The sequence below is a fragment of the Acinetobacter sp. FDAARGOS_724 genome, assembly GCF_013364475.1.
Lineage (GTDB): Bacteria > Pseudomonadota > Gammaproteobacteria > Pseudomonadales > Moraxellaceae > Acinetobacter > Acinetobacter variabilis.
This window is the reverse complement of record NZ_CP054908.1, coordinates 250,212-270,216: the sequence shown is the minus strand read 5'-3', so window position 1 is coordinate 270,216 and position 20,005 is coordinate 250,212. Positions and strand designations below refer to the sequence as shown.

Annotated in this window: 16 protein-coding genes and 1 pseudogene; 11 read left to right on the top strand and 6 right to left on the bottom strand. The window is 41.5% G+C overall.

What is annotated here, in order from left to right:
• Window positions 1–204: 204 nt before the first annotated feature.
• The 8 genes and pseudogenes from gltB (at window position 205) to FOC32_RS02590 (ending at window position 11,608) form a co-directional block, all read left to right on the top strand.
• Window positions 205–4,680: a glutamate synthase large subunit gene (gene gltB / locus FOC32_RS02625; protein WP_164071336.1), complete on the top strand. Its 4,476-nt coding sequence runs from the start codon at window positions 205–207 to the stop codon at window positions 4,678–4,680.
• 72 nt (window positions 4,681–4,752) lie between these two features.
• Window positions 4,753–6,174, top strand: a complete 1,422-nt coding sequence (locus FOC32_RS02620) for an FAD-dependent oxidoreductase (protein ID WP_104425619.1) — start codon at window positions 4,753–4,755, stop codon at window positions 6,172–6,174.
• A gap of 269 nt (window positions 6,175–6,443) precedes the next feature.
• Entirely contained in the window at window positions 6,444–7,037 is a 594-nt protein-coding gene (locus tag FOC32_RS02615) for a LemA family protein (protein WP_218945503.1), read from the top strand.
• A 37-nt stretch (window positions 7,038–7,074) separates the two neighbouring features.
• Window positions 7,075–8,118: a TPM domain-containing protein gene (locus FOC32_RS02610; RefSeq protein WP_175966234.1), complete on the top strand. Its 1,044-nt coding sequence runs from the start codon at window positions 7,075–7,077 to the stop codon at window positions 8,116–8,118.
• On the top strand, window positions 8,112–8,672 hold the full coding sequence (locus FOC32_RS02605) for a TPM domain-containing protein (protein ID WP_175966232.1): 561 nt from the start codon (window positions 8,112–8,114) through the stop codon (window positions 8,670–8,672). The genes FOC32_RS02610 and FOC32_RS02605 overlap by 7 nt, the downstream gene beginning before the upstream one ends.
• A gap of 208 nt (window positions 8,673–8,880) precedes the next feature.
• The gene (locus FOC32_RS02600) at window positions 8,881–9,363 is read left to right on the top strand and encodes a pilin (protein WP_416378061.1); all 483 of its coding nucleotides are present in this window, start codon (window positions 8,881–8,883) and stop codon (window positions 9,361–9,363) included.
• A gap of 59 nt (window positions 9,364–9,422) precedes the next feature.
• Window positions 9,423–10,619 carry a serine hydrolase domain-containing protein gene (locus FOC32_RS02595; RefSeq protein ID WP_175966228.1) on the top strand — a complete coding sequence of 399 codons (1,197 nt, stop codon included), beginning with the start codon at window positions 9,423–9,425 and terminating at the stop codon, window positions 10,617–10,619.
• 223 nt (window positions 10,620–10,842) lie between these two features.
• A pseudogene (locus FOC32_RS02590) lies at window positions 10,843–11,608 on the top strand (IS5-like element ISAba31 family transposase).
• A gap of 3 nt (window positions 11,609–11,611) precedes the next feature.
• Here the strand turns inward: FOC32_RS02590 and FOC32_RS02585 are convergent.
• Window positions 11,612–11,896 carry a pilin gene (locus FOC32_RS02585; RefSeq protein WP_175966226.1) on the bottom strand — a complete coding sequence of 95 codons (285 nt, stop codon included), beginning with the start codon at window positions 11,894–11,896 and terminating at the stop codon, window positions 11,612–11,614.
• A 215-nt stretch (window positions 11,897–12,111) separates the two neighbouring features.
• On the opposite strand from FOC32_RS02585, the gene tfpZ reads away from it, so the two are divergent.
• The gene (tfpZ, locus tag FOC32_RS02580; RefSeq protein ID WP_175966224.1) at window positions 12,112–12,846 is read left to right on the top strand and encodes a TfpX/TfpZ family type IV pilin accessory protein; all 735 of its coding nucleotides are present in this window, start codon (window positions 12,112–12,114) and stop codon (window positions 12,844–12,846) included.
• 87 nt (window positions 12,847–12,933) lie between these two features.
• Window positions 12,934–14,568: a PglL family O-oligosaccharyltransferase gene (locus tag FOC32_RS02575; RefSeq protein ID WP_175966222.1), complete on the top strand. Its 1,635-nt coding sequence runs from the start codon at window positions 12,934–12,936 to the stop codon at window positions 14,566–14,568.
• 54 nt (window positions 14,569–14,622) lie between these two features.
• Here the strand turns inward: FOC32_RS02575 and bfr are convergent, their stop codons facing one another.
• From bfr to FOC32_RS02560, 3 genes are all read right to left on the bottom strand, one after another.
• A complete protein-coding gene (bfr, locus tag FOC32_RS02570; RefSeq protein WP_175966220.1) occupies window positions 14,623–15,087 on the bottom strand; it encodes a heteropolymeric bacterioferritin subunit Bfr in 465 nt (154 codons plus the stop codon).
• 226 nt (window positions 15,088–15,313) lie between these two features.
• Complete coding sequence (locus tag FOC32_RS02565) at window positions 15,314–15,508, bottom strand: bacterioferritin-associated ferredoxin (RefSeq protein WP_159122679.1); 195 nt, start codon at window positions 15,506–15,508, stop codon at window positions 15,314–15,316.
• 218 nt (window positions 15,509–15,726) lie between these two features.
• Window positions 15,727–16,110, bottom strand: coding sequence for a RidA family protein (locus FOC32_RS02560; RefSeq protein ID WP_004787096.1), 384 nt, complete (start codon window positions 16,108–16,110; stop codon window positions 15,727–15,729).
• 131 nt (window positions 16,111–16,241) lie between these two features.
• Here FOC32_RS02560 and FOC32_RS02555 point away from each other — a divergent pair, with 131 nt between their 5' ends.
• Window positions 16,242–17,300: an RNA-guided endonuclease InsQ/TnpB family protein gene (locus tag FOC32_RS02555; RefSeq protein ID WP_004787095.1), complete on the top strand. Its 1,059-nt coding sequence runs from the start codon at window positions 16,242–16,244 to the stop codon at window positions 17,298–17,300.
• A gap of 73 nt (window positions 17,301–17,373) precedes the next feature.
• On the opposite strand, the gene FOC32_RS02550 is transcribed toward FOC32_RS02555, so the two are convergent.
• Window positions 17,374–19,479, bottom strand: a complete 2,106-nt coding sequence (locus FOC32_RS02550) for a RelA/SpoT family protein (protein WP_175966218.1) — start codon at window positions 19,477–19,479, stop codon at window positions 17,374–17,376.
• Between the two features lie 219 nt (window positions 19,480–19,698).
• Window positions 19,699–19,980, bottom strand: coding sequence for a DNA-directed RNA polymerase subunit omega (gene rpoZ, locus FOC32_RS02545; RefSeq protein WP_004650579.1), 282 nt, complete (start codon window positions 19,978–19,980; stop codon window positions 19,699–19,701).
• Window positions 19,981–20,005: the final 25 nt, after the last annotated feature.

The following is a 20,005-nucleotide window of genomic DNA, read 5'->3' as shown; positions in this document are numbered from 1 at the left end:
TTATTTTTATCTTATCCATCAGCAAAATGAATGTTATTTTTCATGCATTCCGTCTGAAAAAGGATTATGTTGAAAAGATACTCAATGATATTTTGCTCTATAAAGCTGCTTGGCTTGCGGAGTAAATCAGACAGTCACGCACAGCAGAATTTAGATTGTTTAATAGCCTATCGGGCTTAGTGAAAAGAAGGGTACGCTATGCACATGCCATCGCCTAATAATGTAGCTCCCGCTCAAGGTTTATACCAACCGGATGAGTTTAAAGATAACTGTGGTTTCGGTTTAATCGCCCATATGCAGGGTGATGCCAGTCATGATCTGGTCAAGACCGCAATTCATAGTCTAAGTTGTATGACCCACCGTGGCGGTATTGCTGCTGATGGCAAAACCGGTGATGGTTGTGGTCTATTGCTGGCAATGCCTAAAGAATTCTTCCGTGAAGAGGCCAAACGCTTAAGCGACATTACCTTAAGTGAGATTTTTGCTGTGGGTACAGTATTCCTGAATCTGGATCCAGCATTAGCCGCACATGCAAAACAAGTCCTGGCGAAAGAAATTGAAGAAGAAGGCTGTCGTGTTATCGCATGGCGTGTTGTACCGACAAATAATGATGCGCTTGGTGAGATTGCAATGCAGTCTCTACCAGCTTTTGAACAGGTGATTGTTAACTGCCCAATCGGTGTAACTGAAGTTGAATTCAACCGTAAATTGTTCCTTGCGCGTCGTCGTGCTGAACAGCAGTTAACCAGTGATCCATACTTCTATGTGACGACCTTATGCTCAACTGTAATCAGCTATAAAGGTCTGATGATGCCGGCAGCTATTGCTGACTTCTATACTGACCTGGCTGATGAGCGTCTGACATCACATATCGTGGTCTTCCACCAACGTTTCTCTACCAATACATTGCCACGCTGGCCATTGGCTCAGCCATTCCGTTACCTTGCCCACAATGGTGAGATCAACACTATTACGGCTAACCGTAACTGGGCAATGGCGCGTACGCCTAAATTTGAAAACCCATTACTGCCAGGTCTGACTGAGCTGAATCCAATCGTAAACCGTACTGGTTCAGATTCATCTAGTCTGGATAACATGCTGGAAATTCTAGTTGGTGGTGGTATGGATCTGTTCCGTGCGCTACGTATGCTGGTTCCACCTGCTTGGCAGAACGTTGAAACGCTTGATGCTGACTTACGTGCATTCTATGAGTTCAACTCTAAACATATGGAAGCATGGGATGGCCCTGCTGGTTTAGTTATCCAAGACGGTCGTCATGCGATCTGTATGCTGGATCGTAACGGCTTGCGTCCGGCACGTTGGGTCATCACTAAAAATGGCTACATCACACTGGCTTCAGAAATTGGTGTATGGGGTTATGAACCTGAAGATGTCATTTCTAAAGGACGTGTAGGTCCTGGCCAAATGCTGGTGATCGATACTTATACCGGTAAAGTACTAGATACTCAGGATGTGAATAATCACCTGAAACGTATGCGTCCGTACCGTGAATGGTTACGTGAAAATGCTGTACGTCTACAAGGTAGCCCTGAGCTGGAAGAATATCTATGTGAGCGAGGCTTAAAAGGTGACAACCTGAAAGCGGCACAGAAAATGTTCATGGTAACTTTCGAAGAACGTGACCAGTTGCTGCGTCCAATCGCTGAAAGCGGTCAGGAAGCTGTAGGTTCTATGGGTGACGATACACCGATGGCGGTTCTGTCACGTCAGGTACGTCATGTATCAGACTATTTCCGTCAGCAATTCGCTCAGGTAACCAACCCGCCAATCGATCCATTACGTGAATCGATTGTGATGTCGCTAGAAACCTGCTTAGGTCGTGAACAAAACGTTTTCGAACAGGGTCCAGAACATGCAGACCGTCTGATTATTTCAAGTCCGGTCCTGTCTAACTCAAAAATGCATCAGATCCGTACGCTAGGCCGTACAGGTTATGAGATTGCAGATATTGATCTGAACTATGCTGAAACCGAAGGCTTAGAAGCTGCGATTGCTCGTATTTGCGAAGAATCAGCGCAAGCGATTCGTGACGGCAAAACTTTATTGGTACTTTCAGACAAGAAAATCCGTGAAGGTTTCTTGCCAGCCAATGCTGTGATGGTTACTGGTGCAGTACACCATCATCTAATCAATACTGGCCTACGTACTGATGCCAACCTGATTGTCGAAACTGGTTTCGCCCGTGATCCACATCAATTTGCCGTTCTGCTTGGCTTTGGTGCGACAGCAATTTATCCATACTTAGCATATGACGTGATCAATGATCTGGTGGCTAAAGGTGAGTTGCTGGGTGATCCAGTATATGCCCAAAACAATTTCCGTAAGGGGATTGAAAAAGGCCTGCTGAAAGTCCTCTCTAAGATGGGTATTTCAACTGTGGCTTCTTACCGTGGCGGTCAGCTGTTTGAAGCAGTTGGCCTATCCAATGAAGTTGTGGGCAAATGCTTCGTAGGTGTTCCGAGTCGTATTCAGGGTGCAACTTTTGCTGACCTTGAAAATGACCAGAAGCAACTGGCAGATTTAGCCTGGAAAAACCGTAAGCCAATTGATCAGGGCGGTATGCTGAAATTCGTCTTCGGCAAGGAATACCATGCGTTTAACCCGGATGTGATTAACTCACTGCATAAAGCAGTACGTTCTGGTAATTATGCTGACTTTAAAGAATATGCAGAGCTGGTAAACAATCGTCCGATTGCAACCATTCGTGACTTATTCAAGCTGAAAACTGACAATTCAATTCCAGTGGATCAGGTTGAGTCTGTAGAAGATATCCTGCCTCGCTTTGACTCTGCGGGTATGTCTTTGGGTGCACTATCTCCTGAAGCACATGAAGCGATTGCGATTGCCATGAACACCATCGGTGGTCGTTCTAACTCTGGTGAGGGCGGTGAAGATCCAGCGCGTTATGGCACCATCCGTAACTCGAAAATCAAACAGATTGCATCCGGACGTTTTGGTGTAACTCCAGCGTACTTAACATCAGCAGAAGTACTGCAGATTAAAGTGGCTCAAGGCGCGAAACCGGGTGAAGGTGGTCAGTTACCTGGTGGTAAAGTGAATGGCTTGATTGCTCGTTTACGTTATTCTGTTCCAGGTGTGACCCTGATTTCGCCACCACCACACCATGATATCTATTCGATCGAAGATTTATCGCAGTTGATCTTTGACTTGAAACAGGTCAATCCAAAGGCAATGGTATCGGTGAAACTGGTGTCTGAACCAGGTGTAGGTACGATTGCAGCAGGTGTTGCGAAAGCGTATGCCGATTTCATTACTATTTCTGGTTATGACGGTGGTACAGCAGCATCTCCATTGTCTTCGATTCACCATGCAGGTTCTCCATGGGAATTAGGTTTAAGTGAAGCGCATCAAGCACTTCGTGTAAATGACTTACGTGGCAAAGTGCGCGTTCAAACTGATGGTGGTTTAAAAACTGGTCTGGACGTCGTAAAAGCCGCGATCTTGGGTGCAGAAAGCTTTGGCTTTGGTTCAACACCAATGATTGCCTTAGGTTGTAAATACCTGCGTATCTGTCATTTGAATAACTGTGCGACCGGTGTTGCGACTCAGCAGGATTATCTGCGTCAAGAGCACTACATCGGCGAACCACAAATGCTGATCAACTTCTTCACTTTCATTGCTGAAGAAACACGTGAATGGTTGGCGGCACTTGGCGTATCTAGCCTGAAAGACCTGATCGGTCGTACCGACTTGCTGGAAATCCTGCCAGGTGAAACTGACAAACATGCTCACCTTGACCTGAGCAAACTGCTAGAGTCACATCCAGCAGCAGAAGGTAAAGCACAGTACTGTGAAGTACAAGGTAATGAACCATTCGATAAAGGTATTCTGGCTGAGAAGATGGTAGAAGAAATTCTTCCAGCAATCGAAGCAGGTACAGGTGGTGAATACAGCTTCACAGTAGGTAACTGTGACCGTTCGATTGGTGCACGTCTGTCAGGTGAAATTGCCAAACGTTATGGCAACCTGAGTATGGAAGCACATCCAGTTAAAGTAAATCTGACTGGTACAGCGGGTCAGTCACTCGGTGTTTGGAATGCCGGTGGTCTATATCTCAAACTGGAAGGTGATGCAAACGACTACGTGGGTAAAGGTATGGCAGGTGGTCGTATCTCGATCTTCCCGCCAAAAGGTTCGCCATTCCAGACTCAAAATACTGCCATCATTGGTAATACCTGTTTGTATGGTGCGACTGGCGGTAAATTGTTTGCTGCGGGTACTGCAGGTGAGCGTTTTGCAGTTCGTAACTCGGGTGCCTTTGCCGTGATTGAGGGTGCAGGCGATCACTGCTGTGAATACATGACTGGCGGTATTGTGACTGTCCTGGGTAAAGTAGGCCATAACTTCGGTGCAGGTATGACCGGCGGTTTCGCTTATGTATTGGACCTGGACAATGATTTCGTAGATCATTACAACCATGAGTTGATTGAACTGAACCGTATCTCAACTGAAGCGATGGAAGAACATCAGACCTTCTTGCTTCGCATTTTAGATGAACATATTGCAGAAACAGGTAGTGCTTGGGCGTACAAGATCCGCCATGAGTTTGATTTCTATAGTCGTAAGTTCTGGCTGGTAAAACCAAAAGCAGCTAACTTATTGACCTTGTTGAAAACAACTCAAGCTGATCCACAATAATTCCACTACTGCAGATATAGGCAGACCTAAGGTAATGCGAATAAAGCCTTGGGTCTACCCACGGAGAGAGAGATGGCAGAGCGCCTAAATAATGACTTTCAATTCCTGGATGTCGCACGCCAAGATCCAGAGAAAAAAGAGATTGACGTCCGCAAAGCAGAATTTGTGGAAATTTATAAACCTTTCACAACAGAAGTGGCTGCAAATCAGTCACATCGTTGTCTAGGTTGTGGTAACCCGTACTGTGAATGGAAATGTCCGGTTCATAACTACATTCCAAACTGGTTGAAGTTACTGGCAGAAGGCCGTATTTTCCAAGCAGCAGAATTGTGTCACCAAACCAATACTTTGCCAGAAGTCTGTGGTCGTGTTTGTCCCCAAGACCGTCTGTGTGAAGGTGCTTGTACCTTAAATGATGGTTTTGGTGCAGTCACCATTGGTAATGCTGAAAAATATATCAATGACACCGCTTTCGCTTTAGGCTGGCGTCCAGACATGTCTCATGTGAAATGGACTGACAAGAAAGTTGCTATCATTGGGGCAGGTCCTGCCGGTCTAGGCTGTGCTGATATTCTGGTACGTAATGGTGTTAAGCCAGTTGTATTTGATAAACGTCCTGAAATTGGTGGTCTGCTGACTTTCGGTATTCCAGAATTCAAGATGGAAAAAGACGTGATGAAACGCCGACGTGAAATTTTCACGGGTATGGGTGTTGAATTCCGTCTGAATACTGAAATTGGTACCGATGTTACTATCGACCAGTTACTCGCTGACTATGATGCTGTCTTTATGGGTATGGGAACATACACTTATATGAAAGGTGGCTTTGCTGGTGAAGATCTGGATGGTGTATATGATGCACTGGATTTCCTGATTGCTAACGTGAACCGTTGCCAGGGGTGGGAAAAAGATCCATCCGAATACATCAGCGTTGAAGGCAAAAAAGTGATTGTCTTGGGTGGTGGTGATACCGCGATGGACTGTAACCGTACTTCAATCCGTCAAGGTGCTGAGTCAGTAGTTTGTGCTTATCGTCGTGATGAAGCGAACATGCCGGGTTCACGTCGTGAAGTAAAAAATGCGCGTGAAGAAGGTGTGGAATTCCAGTTCAACCGTCAGCCTATCGAAATCGTGGGTGAAAATGGCAAAGTGACTGGCGTAAAAGTGGTAACGACTCAACTGGGCGAACCAGACAGCCGTGGCCGCCGTAGTCCGGAACCAATTCCAGGTTCAGAAGAAATTCTGCCTGCAGATGCGGTATTGCTGGCATTTGGTTTCCGTACCAGCCCAGCAGACTGGTTCACTGATGTAGAAATCAATCTGGATGGTTCAGGCCGCGTACTTGCAGCTGAACAACAGCAATACAAATTCCAGACTTCAAATCCAAAAATCTTTGCTGGTGGCGACATGGTCCGTGGTTCTGACCTGGTGGTGACTGCGATCTGGGAAGGTCGTCAGGCTGCAGAAGGTATTCTGGATTACCTTGATGTTTAATATAATTTAATCATCCATTTAAAAACCCGCTATGGCGGGTTTTTTATTTTTCTTCATTTTACTAATTTATTCAGCTTAGTTCTAAGTAGTTATAATAAATATGGATTTAAACTTATCAATATATCCAATATTAATTCGTAGCTCTGAAGCAGAACAGAAGGAATAAAAACGGTATAAGTAAAAAATTATAAAAATTAACAAAAAATGAGAAAAATATGTTTAAAATCAAATTTATTAAATAAATATCAATAAAGAATTGAGGAGAAAAGATGATTCCTGTATTAAAAAAATCTTTCATTGCTCTGATGTTAGCCAGTACCCTGACGCTTACAGGTTGTGGCTATAACACCTTACAAGTTAAGGATGAGGCGGTGACTGCGGCATGGTCTGAAGTACAAAACCAGTATCAGCGTCGTGCTGACTTGGTGCCAAATTTAGTGAATGTGGTAAAAGGCTATGCCGCACATGAAGAGCAGGTGTTAACTGAAGTGACTCAGGCACGTGCCAATGTGGCAGGCCTAAAAGTCGACCGTGAAGTGCTGGAAGATCCTGAACTGTTCCAGCGCTATCAGGAAGCTCAAGCACAAATGACCAGTGCCTTGTCACGTCTACTGGCAGTAACTGAAAATTATCCTGATCTAAAAGCCAATGAGCAGTTCCGCGATTTACAGGTACAACTTGAGGGTACTGAAAACCGTATTGCGGTAGCGCGTAACCGTTATATTACGACTGTACAAGATTTTAACTCTTATGCACGTCAGTTCCCGCAGGTGATGACGGCCAAAGTTATTGGGATGGATACCAAACCAAACTTTAGTGCAGAGCAGAGTGCGCAACAGGCACCTAAGGTTTCATTTGAATAAGCCTGATCTTGGGTAATCTGCTAATAAGGTGGCTGCAATGATGCATATAAGCGCTGTAAAACTTTGTACAGGTCTATTTCTCAGCCTCATTATGAGCCTGATGAATCCTGCCTGGAGTGAAACAGCAACGGCAACTGATACAGAAGAAGTCATTGTTGCACGTGAAATTTTGCAGCCTAAGACGAATACTGCAGATCAAAATGCTGAACCTACAGCGACCGCACCGCAGCCACAAATTGCCAATGATATGGCAGAAGGTCAGGTTCAGCGCAACTTGCCTAGCATGAATGAACCGGTGATTGATCAGGCAAATTTATTAACGGCAGCAGAAAAACAACAACTTAGTCAACGAATCATCAATCTTTATCAGGCAGGTAAGGCTCAGATCGGAGTAGTGATTGTCCCTACTACTGGACAGGAAGATATTTTTGACTATTCCATGCGTGTGGCGGATCGCTGGCAATTGGGCTCAAAAGAACATGATAATGGTTTGTTAATGACCATTGCGGTAAATGACCATCGTATCCAGATTTTAACTGGATATGGGTTAGAAGGTGTTTTGCCAGATATTGTGGCTGGACGAATTATTAATAACAAAATTACACCTTTGTTTAAGCAGGGTCAGTATGCGCAAGGGATAGATGCGGGGCTGGCAGAAATTGAGCGTATTCTCAACTTGGATCCTGAAATTGCAGCTCAAGCAGCGGCTGAGCTTAAAGAACGTCAGGAACAGGCATATCAAGCGCAGCAAGCATCTCAAGCGACTTTGGGTTCGGTTATTTTTATTATCGTCGCTGGTGTCATTGGTTCCATGATCTTTGGCAGAAAGCTGAGTGCAGCCACTGCTGCAGTGGCTGGAACTGCAGCCGGGTTAGTCAATGGCATGGGATTGGTCGCTAGCCTATTAATTGGTGCTGGAGTTTTCTTTTTACTCGTGACCTCACTTGCTCAGTTGATCCTGCATGCCTTTATGGCAGGTGGAGGTCGTGGCGGTGGTAGTGGACGTGGTGGTTTTGGAGGCGGCGGCTTCGGTGGAGGCGGCGGTGGTTTTGGTGGGGGAGGAGCATCAGGCTCATGGTAACAACTACAGATACAACAGATATTGTCACGCAGCCTAAGCTGGAAGAGCATGCCCAACCAAGTTTTAAGCGCTGGCTTAAGCACTTCTTTTATATGCCTGCAACCAAGCGGTTTTTCTCCAAGCAGGATCAGCATGCGATTGCATTAGCTGTAGAAGAAGCAGAGCATGGGCATGTGGGGGAAATTCAGGTCGTGATTGAAGGATCTCTACCTTCTCGTTCTGCTTATTACCAAGATACGCTGTGTCGTGCCCGACAACTTTTTGCTGAATTGGGTGTGTGGGATACAGAGCATAATAGTGGCGTGCTTTTATATTTAAACCTCTGTGATCATAAAGTAGAAATTGTGATTGATCGAGGAATTAAACAGGCAACTACACAAGAAGTATGGGATCAGATTTGTGAAAATATTATTCAGCAGTTGAAGCAACAGAAGTATAAGAATGGGGTGATTTTTGGGGTTAAGCAGATTGGAGAAATTTTAAATCAATACTATGATCGAAAAATGGATGATTTAAAGAATGAATTAGGAAACAAGCCCATCATTCTAGGGTGACTTTAGTCAAATAAATGACAATTTTTGTCAGTTATCTACACAAAATGAAACCCAAAAATAACAAATTGAAAAATATTTTTTTAAACTGCTGTTTTTTCTGTCAAAATTATTATAATAAAAGTTGGCACGTTTAGTGCTAATATTAAAATAGCTTACAAAGCTTATAATTAAATTAACAAAACATTTGTGGAGAATGTTTATGAAGACGATGCAAAAAGGTTTTACCCTTATCGAGTTGATGATCGTTGTAGCGATCATCGGTATTTTGGCTGCAATTGCGATTCCTCAATACCAAAACTACGTAACTAAATCACAAGTTACACGTGTAGTTGGTGAGTTGGGTAACCTTCGTACCTTAGTTGACTTGTGTTTGACTGATGGCAATGAGTGTAATTTTAATATTCCTGCATCAAGCTTATTAGGTGCGACTGCACCAGCTGCTGGTACAGTTCCTACAGGTGGTGCAGATGGTGCAGCTGGTGGCAAGCAACCAACCTTAAATTTTGATGAGGCAACAGGTGCGGGCACGATTACTGGTACATTTGGTGCTGCTGCAAGTGGCGCGATTCGAACTAAATCTGTAGTTTGGACACGTGCTACCAATGCAAATGGTGGTGACTGGGCTTGTTCGACAACTATCACTGAAGCTAAGTTTGTACCAGCTGGTTGTAAAGTTGGTACAGGTCAATAAGACTTGAAAAATTAAAGAAAAACCTCCTTAGGGAGGTTTTTTATTTAAAAGAGAAGAATATGCGCCGTGAACTTAAATTATCAGAATTAATGATTGTTCTTTTTTTATTTTTTTTGGCAGGTGTCGGTGTTTATTATTATGTAAATACGCTTGAGCGCAATAAGCTACGTTTGCAGTTGTATCCCTTACAAGCAAAAATAGAACAACATGCTTTGCAATGTAGTGACAATAGTCCAACTTGGTTGACACAACTTTTAAAACAGACCACTTTGTTACACCGCGCGCCCAATACCCAAATCGCTTATCTTTCTCCTCAAGGGCAATTATTTCATTGTGAAAGTGGATATTTGGGGCTGCCGCTTTTATCTGCCAAAGTAAATGAAAATACACGCTTCCGTTATGCCAGTGTGTCCAAATTATGGACCAGTGATGCAGTTTTAGATTTGATTAAACAAAATAAAATTCAGCTAGATACGCCAATATTAAAACTATTACCCAACATACCTAAACCTGAAGATGTTCGTATTGAACAAATCACGGTAGGCGATTTGTTACAACATCGTGCAGGATTTAATCGTACAGGTTTAATGGGGGATGAAATGTTTAGATCTGGACAAACACCATTTTGTCCATCATCTTTGCAGCGACTGGCTCAAACACAACTTTCATTTGACCCAAACACGACCTATAGTTATTCAAATTTGGGTTATTGTTTGTTGGGAGAGGCTGTAGCAGCACAAACCCAAATGAGTTTCCAAGGTGAAATTGAAAAAAAATATGCTTTGGCAGAAAATGGAATCCAATTCTTAGACAATCAGCGTAAAGAAGATGAGGCGAAATACCTGTATGTTGAAACATCTTTAACAGGTTATGGCAATATTTATACAGCTTTTGACTTTCCTGCTTTAGCATCTTCGGCTGGACTTTCTGGAAGTGCCAGTGCATTGGCTTTACAAGTGGCAAAAATGATTCAAAAACCGCAACCGAATATTTTGAGTCAATCAAAATTGGCTTGTGACATCACAAAACTAAGAGATTGTTACGGCTATGCTATGTTTCCTTATCAACAAGATGCAAATAGTTTAAAAGTATATTTCCGAGATGGAACTTTGCTAGGAGCAAGTTCCTTGGTTGTGGTAGATGATAAAGGTGGTGTTGTGACGTTATTGGCAAGTGGTCAAGCTGCTTTAGGTCAAGCACAATATGACCAAACTAAAATGTTAATTTATCAAAACTTAAAGCAGCAATATCAGTAAATTTTATTTGCATTGCGTTGGGATAAGATAGGTCGGGATTCCAATCGTTTTACAGTGATACTGTCCTGTGGTGCTGCGTATTAAATATATTTCTGCATTATTTTGTAGTGCAGATTTATTTTTTAAGTGACAACTTAAAACTTTAGGGTGTGTTGACACTTTTAGCTTAAAAAAATAGCGAAGTAGTAAAATCAAATCGCCAAACCCAATTTTACTATTCGCTATGCCTCGTACCATGCTGACAGATCAACACTGGCAAAAGTTGAAAGTTATTCTGCGTAATTTATCCATTCACCACAACTCAAATTTACGCAATTTTATTGAAGCTATTCTCTATAGAATTAGGACAGGTTGTCCGTGGCGAGATATTCCTTCTTGTTTTGGTCATTCAAACTCTATTTTCAAACGTTTTAATCGTTGGTCAAGCAGCGGTAAGTTACTTAGATTATTCAAATTACTAGCCTCATGCCCCGATATGGAGTGGATTTTTATTGATGGCTCTCATGTACGTGCTCATCAACATTCTGCCGGCATAGCGAATCAATCTATTTCTAAAAGTGCAGGAGGAAACTCCTCAAAAATACATTTGATTGTTGATGCACATGGCAATCCTATTGATTTCATGATTACCGATGGAACCACACATGATGTTAAAGTTGCACCTGATTTAATATCAACATTAGATTTAAAAGAGACAAAAGTGGTATGTGCAGATAAAGGCTATGATTCAGAACCACTGCGTGAACAGATCAGGAAAACAGGGACTAAAGCGAATATACCAAAGAAAACGAATAGCCAATCGAACAATGACCATATGGACTGGTATTTATATAAAATCAGGCATTTAGTTGAAAATATGTTTTGTAGATTAAAGCAATTTAGAGGAATAGCTACTCGATATGACAAGCTCAAAAGAAATTATCAAAGTTCTGTTGCCTTAGCCTGTATATTTTTATGGCTACCGTTATAGGGTTAATTATGAACAGTAAGTGTCAACAGACCCTACTTTCATCTGTATTGTAGCTAGGCAACGCAATGTCAATTTTGCATAGGGCTGTTTCTGATTTTATGTTTAAGTCCGCATAAGTTAGAGTTGTGGGTGAACTTTGAGTAATAATAACTTCATAAGCAGGTTTAATTGAAGAAACTTCATAAAGTGCAGTATTCAGTCTGGTTTTTAAGGTAAAAAAGAAATAGCTTGAAATGGCGAGTGCAGATAGAACACCAACGATGGCGATAACAATCATTAATTCAATGAGGGTAAAACCTTTTTGCATATTTAACTCGAAAGGTGATATTTTTAACAAACTATGCAAAAAAACATTCCACTTCTAAAATATAATAAAAAACATAATGTTGTGTTTTTTTTAGGGCTTATATTAAAAAAATGTAATTAACTGACAAAAAGTGTCAATCCTAAAAAATATTAGGATTATTGATTGGTTGTCGTTAAAATCGAGTTTTCTATTTAATCTATTTAATCCATTAAAAAATGAACAATCGCATTAAGTTTTTTCTAAGTCATCTATGTATTTCAGTTTTGGTGGCACTTATTGTAATTTGTGTGGTCTTTGTATTGTGGTATCCATCACCACTCGCAAAAGCTGCAGGCGTGACCCATATTTTTTTAATGTTATTGGTTATAGATGTAATTTTAGGGCCTTTGCTTGGTCTGTTGGCCTATAAAGAAGGCAAAAAAACCTTAAAAATGGATTTAACGGTTATTATTTTAATTCAAATCGCGGCATTAAGTTATGGTCTATATAGCATTGCACAAGCACGTCCTGTGTGGATTGCATTCAATAATGATCGTTTTGAACTGGTGCGTAATAATGAACTAAAAACTGAGAATATTACGCACGCACAACCACAATATCAGCAACCTACATGGTTACAGCCACAATATGTCGCTGTTAAACAAGCAGCAGATCCACAGGAGCAACAAATTGAGCAAATGAGTGCGATGTTGAATGGAATATCGCTAGCTCTATACCCTGAACGTTATATTCCGCTTAATCAAGTCCAAGAGCAGATGAAAATCAAAGCTCATGATCTACCTGAGCTTAATCAATGGAATGCAAAGGTGGCTGTGCAGCAGGTACTTAAGGTGTATCCAGAAGCGAATGCATGGTTACCTTTAGAAACCTATGGTTTAGCTATGGTTATTTTAGTCAATAAGGAAACCGCAGAAGTCATTAAAATCGTCGATCTCCGCCCTTGGAACTAATTTCTTCTAAGCTAACCCAAAAGCAGATTAACCACTAAACTGCTTTTTTGTTTATCATGAGTAAAATTTCTTTTTCTTAAAGTTCACATGAAATTCCTGCTGGTGCTGCTCGCAGCAATTCTGATCTCCCTCGCTTGGCTCATACCCGTACATTACCGTCCATGGGTTACTTACACGGGTGAGCTGTATGCTTTTTTTGCATTATTTGCCCTTACAGCTTTTTTCTTAAAAGAAAAAATTAAATTACCTACTATTGGTTTGCCTTTATTAGCACTGACGTGTGTTCCTTTGATCCAGTTGTTAGCAGGCCAAGTATTTTTCTTTAGTACTGCCATGATGGGAACAATTTATGTTTTTAGTTTTTGGCTGGCAGCTGTATTAGGCTATAACTTTTCAACGGGGCAGCTTAATCGGGAAGAAACTTTTACCAACTTAAGCTATGCATTTTTAGCTTCAGGAACAATCACAGGTTTAATTGCTTTGTGTCAGTGGACTAACTTGGATGCAAGCTTACCTGGTATGGTAAATATTAGTGGTAATCAGCGACCTTATGCCAACTTCGCCCAGCCAAATAATATGGCAACTTTTTTAGTCATGGCATTGATGAGCTGTCTTTATCTGTATGAGAAGAAAAAAATCCCGACCCAATGGCTCATGGCTTGTGCTTTACCTATTGTTATGGGAGTTGCTTTAAGCCAGTCTCGTACAGCCTGGGTGGCTGCGATTGCGATCATGTTGTATCTGGTGTTCTACCAATATAAAGGGATTATTCGCCTGAAATGGTATTACAGTATTGCTTGGTTTATTTTATTTATTTCTTGTATTGTCGCTTTCCCATTGCTAAGTCAACTGGCAACACAGGTTATGGATGCCCAGGTGGTACAAAGCCGTGATGTAGTTGCTCGTGCAACAGGCGATATGTCTCGTTTAGCGATCTGGCAGCAAATGCTAGCGGCAATTCAGGCACAGCCATGGTTTGGATATGGCTGGTATCAGACCAGTGTTGCCTTTGTCTCGATCACTGATACAGTTCAAGGTCCGGTCTGGATTCGCAGTGCACATAACTTTATTATTGATTTCTTGCTGTGGAATGGGCTGGTTATTGGTCTGCCTTTCTTAGCCTATTTCGGCTATTTAGGTTATCAGCTTCAAAGATGGGTGAAAACTCCTGAGTCTGTCATTGGTATTTTAATGATTGGAGCTTTTTTTACTCATGCTATGTTCGAGTTTCCGCAGCACTATGCCTATTTCCTTTTACCAGTAGGTTTTATTTTAGGTACTGTTCTAGCCCAAAATCCGAATATCAAAACCGTGACCTTACCTTCTATAGCAATGAAACTTATTTTCGGATTGGGGCTGCTGTTATTGATTGTGAGCTATCGGGATTATGATGTCGCTGTGCCAAAACTTGGTCAAAGTATTCGTTATGAGCAACAGCCCGAAAAAATCACCAATCAGCAGCCAATCTATTTATTAACAGAGTTTAATCATCGTATTGATTGGATTCGTCTTAACCCTTATAGCAAAGCATCCCCTGAACAGATTCAAGCAGGTGAGCAGATGGTATTAAGTTATCCAACTAAATATAATCTGATTAAATACGCCAAACTGCTAGCTTTTAATGGTTATGAAAATGAAGCCAAGCATCAGCTGCAACGCTTAAAAGTTATTCAAAAAACCGAACTCAGTTATGAAGAATTGATTCAGGATATGCCAAGATAAATTCCATATAAAAAAGCCAGCAAGAGCTGGCTTTTTTATTGATTCATTCTAAGTTTAGAGCTGGCTTTGAATATAGTTTTCGATACCAACACTTTCGATAAGATCTAGCTGAGTCGTAGTCCAGTCCAGATATTCCTCTTCTTTTTCCAGAATTTCTCGCACTAAATCACGAGTCACATAATCCATCTGTGTTTCTGCCAAAGCCACAGCCTGCTGAATGACTTCAATATTTTCTTTTACTTTACGTACATCACAATGCAGTACTTCTTGAGTATGCTGGCCAATATACAATTTGCCAAGATGTTGTAGGTTTGGTAAGCCTTCTAGAAATAAAATACGTTCAATGATTTTATCGGCATGCTTCATCTGGCGGATGGACTCTTTATATTCTGCCGAACCCAGTTTTTCAATGCCCCAGTCATTAAACATGCGTGAATGCAGGAAATACTGGTTAATCGCTGTAAGGTGGTGATACAACACCTGGTTCAGCTGATTAATTACATCACGATTGCCTTTCATCGTATCACTCCATATAGCCTGTTAACCCATTCATCGCTATGGGTTTTTGATTAACTTATCTTAAATCAATCGACCGAGCAATGGCGAGTAATTTATTGAACTGCAAATGAAAATCGCAATCAAAAAGCTTCAGGTGAAATATAAAGCAATAAAAACCCGCCAGAGTCAGAGGCGGGGGAGGAGTAATGATACGAGACCATTGATTTTATAATTATCGTTATCCGCTTTAGGCAGCAACCGCTAGCCGTGCAGCAATCTGGGAAATTTCATCACTGATGATCATACGAGCTTCAGGAGCACAACGACCACAACATGTACCTAGGTCAAGCATTTCACGTACATCACGGTAATTTTCAGCGCCATTTGCAATAGCATCTTTAATGTCTTGATCTGTAATGCCACGGCATAAACAAACGTACATAGGACACAACCACAGTGTTTAAATAAGATAAGTAATATTATTGATAATTGTTATCGTTTGTCAATAAAAATCATTTGAAATAGCTTTTATTGTGATTGGTGATTTAGATAAAAAAATATCACTCAAGCAAAAATCCGATTATTGCTCGGGTTTTTGCTTGAGTGATTCATGATTGCAAACGAAATATAGAAGCTTAGGTGTTACATAAATTTTAAAAATTATTGCTGAATGATGACTACGCCATCCATCTCGACCAGAGCATCTTTCGGTAGGCTGGCAACACCGAGTGCTGCGCGTGCTGGATAAGGCTGGGCAAAATATTCACCCATAATCTGATTCACCAGCTGGAAGTGCGATAAATCAGTCAGATAAATATTCAGTTTGGCGATGTCTGCCAGAGAGCCACCGGCCGCTTCGCAGACGGCTTTTAAATTATCGAATACACGGCGAATCTGTGCTTCAATGCCTTCAACCAGTTCCATGCTGTATGGATCTAAACCTATTTGACCAGATAGATACAGGGTATCGCCCACAAGAATGGCTTGCGAATAGGTGCCAATGGCAGCAGGGGCATTTTCAGTATGGATTACTTGGCGGAACATTAATTTCTCCTTTTATCAAATGGAGCGTAAAACTCTGTCCTTCAGGGCAGAGATATAAGCGATACGACATAAAATGTCGTTGAATTTTTTAAAATCAACACCTTTAATTTAACATGATCTAAAATAAGCTCATGAAAACACTTAAATTACGCATAAAAGACAAACATTGCAAGGTGCTAGACCAATTAGCATCTGAGGTGAACTTTGTTTGGAATTATGTGAATGATTTGAGTTTCAAACACCTGAAAAGAACAGGTGACTTTTTCTCAGCATTTGATATGACTCAATACACAAAAGGAACTTCAAAATTGTGTGGTTTGCATAGTCAAACAGTGCAAGGGATAACAGAAGAATATGTTGATAAAAGAAGACAACACAAGAAAGCAAAGCTGAAATGGCGTGTGAGTAACAAGAAGTCAGCAAGACGTTCGCTTGGTTGGATACCATTTAAAAAAGTAGCGATTAAATATGCTGATGGATATGTGCAATACGGCAAGCAGAAATTTAAGCTATGGGATAGCTACGGCATAAGTAAATACAGCGTGAGAACAGGCTCATTCGTTGAGGATAGTCGTGGGCGCTGGTATGTGTGTCTTGTTGTGGACTCACCTAAACAAGACAAACCAACGGCAACTAAAGCGATTGGTATTGATCTTGGTCTAAAAGACGTTGCCACCTGCTCAGATGGTACTGTAATTTCAAATCCTAAGTTTTACCGTAATTACGAGCAGAAATTAGGGATTGCTCAAAGAGCAAGAAATAAAAAACGTGTACGTGCATTACACGCTAAAATTGCCAATTGTCGTAAAGACCATTTGCATAAAGCAAGCACTCTGCTTGTGAAAGAAAATGCACTGATTGTTGTAGGTGACTTAAGTGCGAGCAAACTTGTAAAAACCAAGATGGCGAAATCTGTTTTGGACACAGGATTTTCAGCACTGAAAACAATGCTCAAGTATAAATGCGAGAACGCAGGGGTATTGTTTGAGGAAGTCAGTGAGAAATTCACAACCCAAATCTGTTCGTGCTGCGGTGAAATCACCTCTAGCAGTCCCAAAGGTAGAACAGATTTGCGAATAAGAGTATGGGAATGTGAGTGTGGAAGTATAAATCATCGTGATTTAAATTCCGCTAAGAACATACTTGCGCTTGGGCATGAGCGTCTAGCAGTAGGAATCCGCTTGCTTTAGCTGGAGGATGTCAACATCAACATACATCATATTAGATCAATTCAACTGACAAAAGCATTATCGTTTTAAATGATTAACTGGCTTTAGAGGTTTCAGCAATATTGAGCGGTTGTTCTAAGCGGATAATTCGCGGAAAACCAAAATGCATGCGTAAATCACGAATAATCTTGGCAATCTGTTTACGGTTATGCACCACAATATTTACATAAGTTTTGCCATCATAATTACGCACCATCTCTACACCTGTATGGCCTTTACGACATTGATAAATCAGATCGGAAATCTGTTCATCGTCCATGGCCTGATCAATACAGAGATAGGCAGTAAAGCTGACATCATCCAAATCTTCAGTCGTCCATTGTAGAGGCATAATATTTTCAGGATGCATATGTTGTTCCTGCAATAAATTATGGCAACGGGCACGATGCACAATTAAGCCACGACGAGTCAGATGACCTTGAATTGGATCACCAAGTACCGGGTTGCAGCAATGTGCGTATTTAACATCTACACCTTCTGTACCCTGAATAAGGCGACCTGAACTGTTCGCATTTTGATGCTGGTCATGTGCAAATAAATGGTTGGCAACCAGTTGTGGTAATAAGTCACCTACAGCAATCTGTTCAAATAGTTGCTCTTTAGTCGATACATGACGCCATTCTAGTACATTTTTCCAGTCAGCTTCGGTCAGATCACGAATAGAACACTGGAAAAGTTTTAAAGCACGGTTGAGGGCCTGTTGACCCACAAGACGCTGTTCATCAATATCCTGATCACGCAGGATATTCTGAATCGCACGACGGGCTTTTTGGGTATTAATAAAGCTGAGCCAGTCCGGGTTTGGGGTTGCAAGAACGTCAGTGATGACTTCAACCACCTGACCACTTAATAATGGCGTAGAAAGTGGTTTAGTTTCACCATTAATTTTGGCACCAATAGCATGGTTACCCAAGAACAGGCTGGCAGCATAGGCAAAATCAACTGCAGTCGCACCTTGCGGTAATTCATGCAGATGACCGTGAGGGGTATAAACCCAAATTTTTTCCTGATGCAAATAATCCAGTAATTCGCTGAACGTGGTTTTGGCACATTCGCCATCAACGAGTACGTTCAGGTTTTGCATAGATGCCTGAATAGCAGAGCGGCAGGCTTGAGGGGCATTTTCACCAAGTACGACACCAAAGCGTGCGGCTTTACGCATTAGTTCAGTTTGAATAGTCAGCGATAAAGTAGTCTTTTCGCCTTTTAAGCGCATGGTTAAAGACTGGTTGCCGCCCGGAAGAGGGCGACGGATATTATCCTGATAATTTTGAACCGTAAAACTCTCAGTCAGAATATCTGCGAGACGGTCACAGTCGGCAATGCTCTGTAAGATAATTTCAAATGCGTGGCTATGCGTAAGTTCCTGTAGATCAATATCATTTTTTACAAAGTGGCGTAATAGCTCAATATTATTGTTTTTCTTTTTAACCCGGCCTTCAATGGCATATTGCTGAAGCAGTTCATTAAGTTTCTGTTCCCATTTGGCCTGATATTCACAACGTTTAGGCTTGGTTTCTAGAAGGGCAGCCTGGACATCGTTATACATATCCAGATCCAGATTCTGATAACAGAGATGTTCCAGATTATCAGCCATTTCATTCATGCCGACCAAGCGTGCCATTGGAACAAAAATTTCAAAGGTTTCGCGGGCAATACGGGCGCGTTTATCCGGGCGTAATGCTTCCAGCGTGGTCATGTTGTGATAGCGATCTGCCAGTTTCACAATAATGACACGTGGATCCTGTAGAGTCGCTTGCAGAATTTTACGGAAAGAGGCCGCTTTATTATATTCTTTATCACTGGAATGGCTGAGCTTGGTGACACCATCAACCAGCTCTGCAACCGTACTACCAAATTTTTCTGTAATGTCATCTTTATTGAAGTCGGTATCTTCAATGACATCATGCAGCAGCGCTGCCATTAAGGTTTCAGTATCCAGACGCATATGGGCCAGAATACAGCTCACCGCGATAGGGTGCAGAATATAAGGTTCACCACTTTTACGGGTAATGCCATCATGGGCGATATCGGCATAATCACAGGCCGCAAGCACACGTTCGACATCGCTTTCACTTAAGTACGCGTCGATGATGATTTTTAACTGTTGCTTAGCTTCACTGACCTGTGGGCCTGGCATAAAACACCTTTAAAACTGGATTTTTTAACAAATAAAACAGAGAAAGCTCGTATGAAATGTATAACATAAAGTGGGTCAGTTTTTTCATATCAACAAGTGAAAAATTTATACTGACTTTAGAGCTAACCCTTATGTTATAACCGTTCTGCGCAAAATATAAAAGTCACAGAACAAAAAAAGCCTAGTTTAAAACTAGGCTTTTTGGAATGGTTTATTTTCTTATTGGAAAGAAAAACCATCTAAATTTAGATTATTTGCAGAAAGAGCAAGGTCTAAACTTGAAGTTTGATAATCTTGATCACGTTGTTTCAAAATATCTTTTGATACATGACCTGCAGCGATTTCACGTAAAGCAACTACAGTCGGTTTGTCATTGTCCCATTCTACAGTTGGTTCAATGCCTTGACGTGCCAATTGACGCGCGCGTTTGCTTGCCACTAGTACAAGCTCAAAGCGGTTGTCTACATGGTCTAAACAATCTTCAACGGTTACGCGTGCCATAAGAATTCTCGTTTTGAATAGTAAA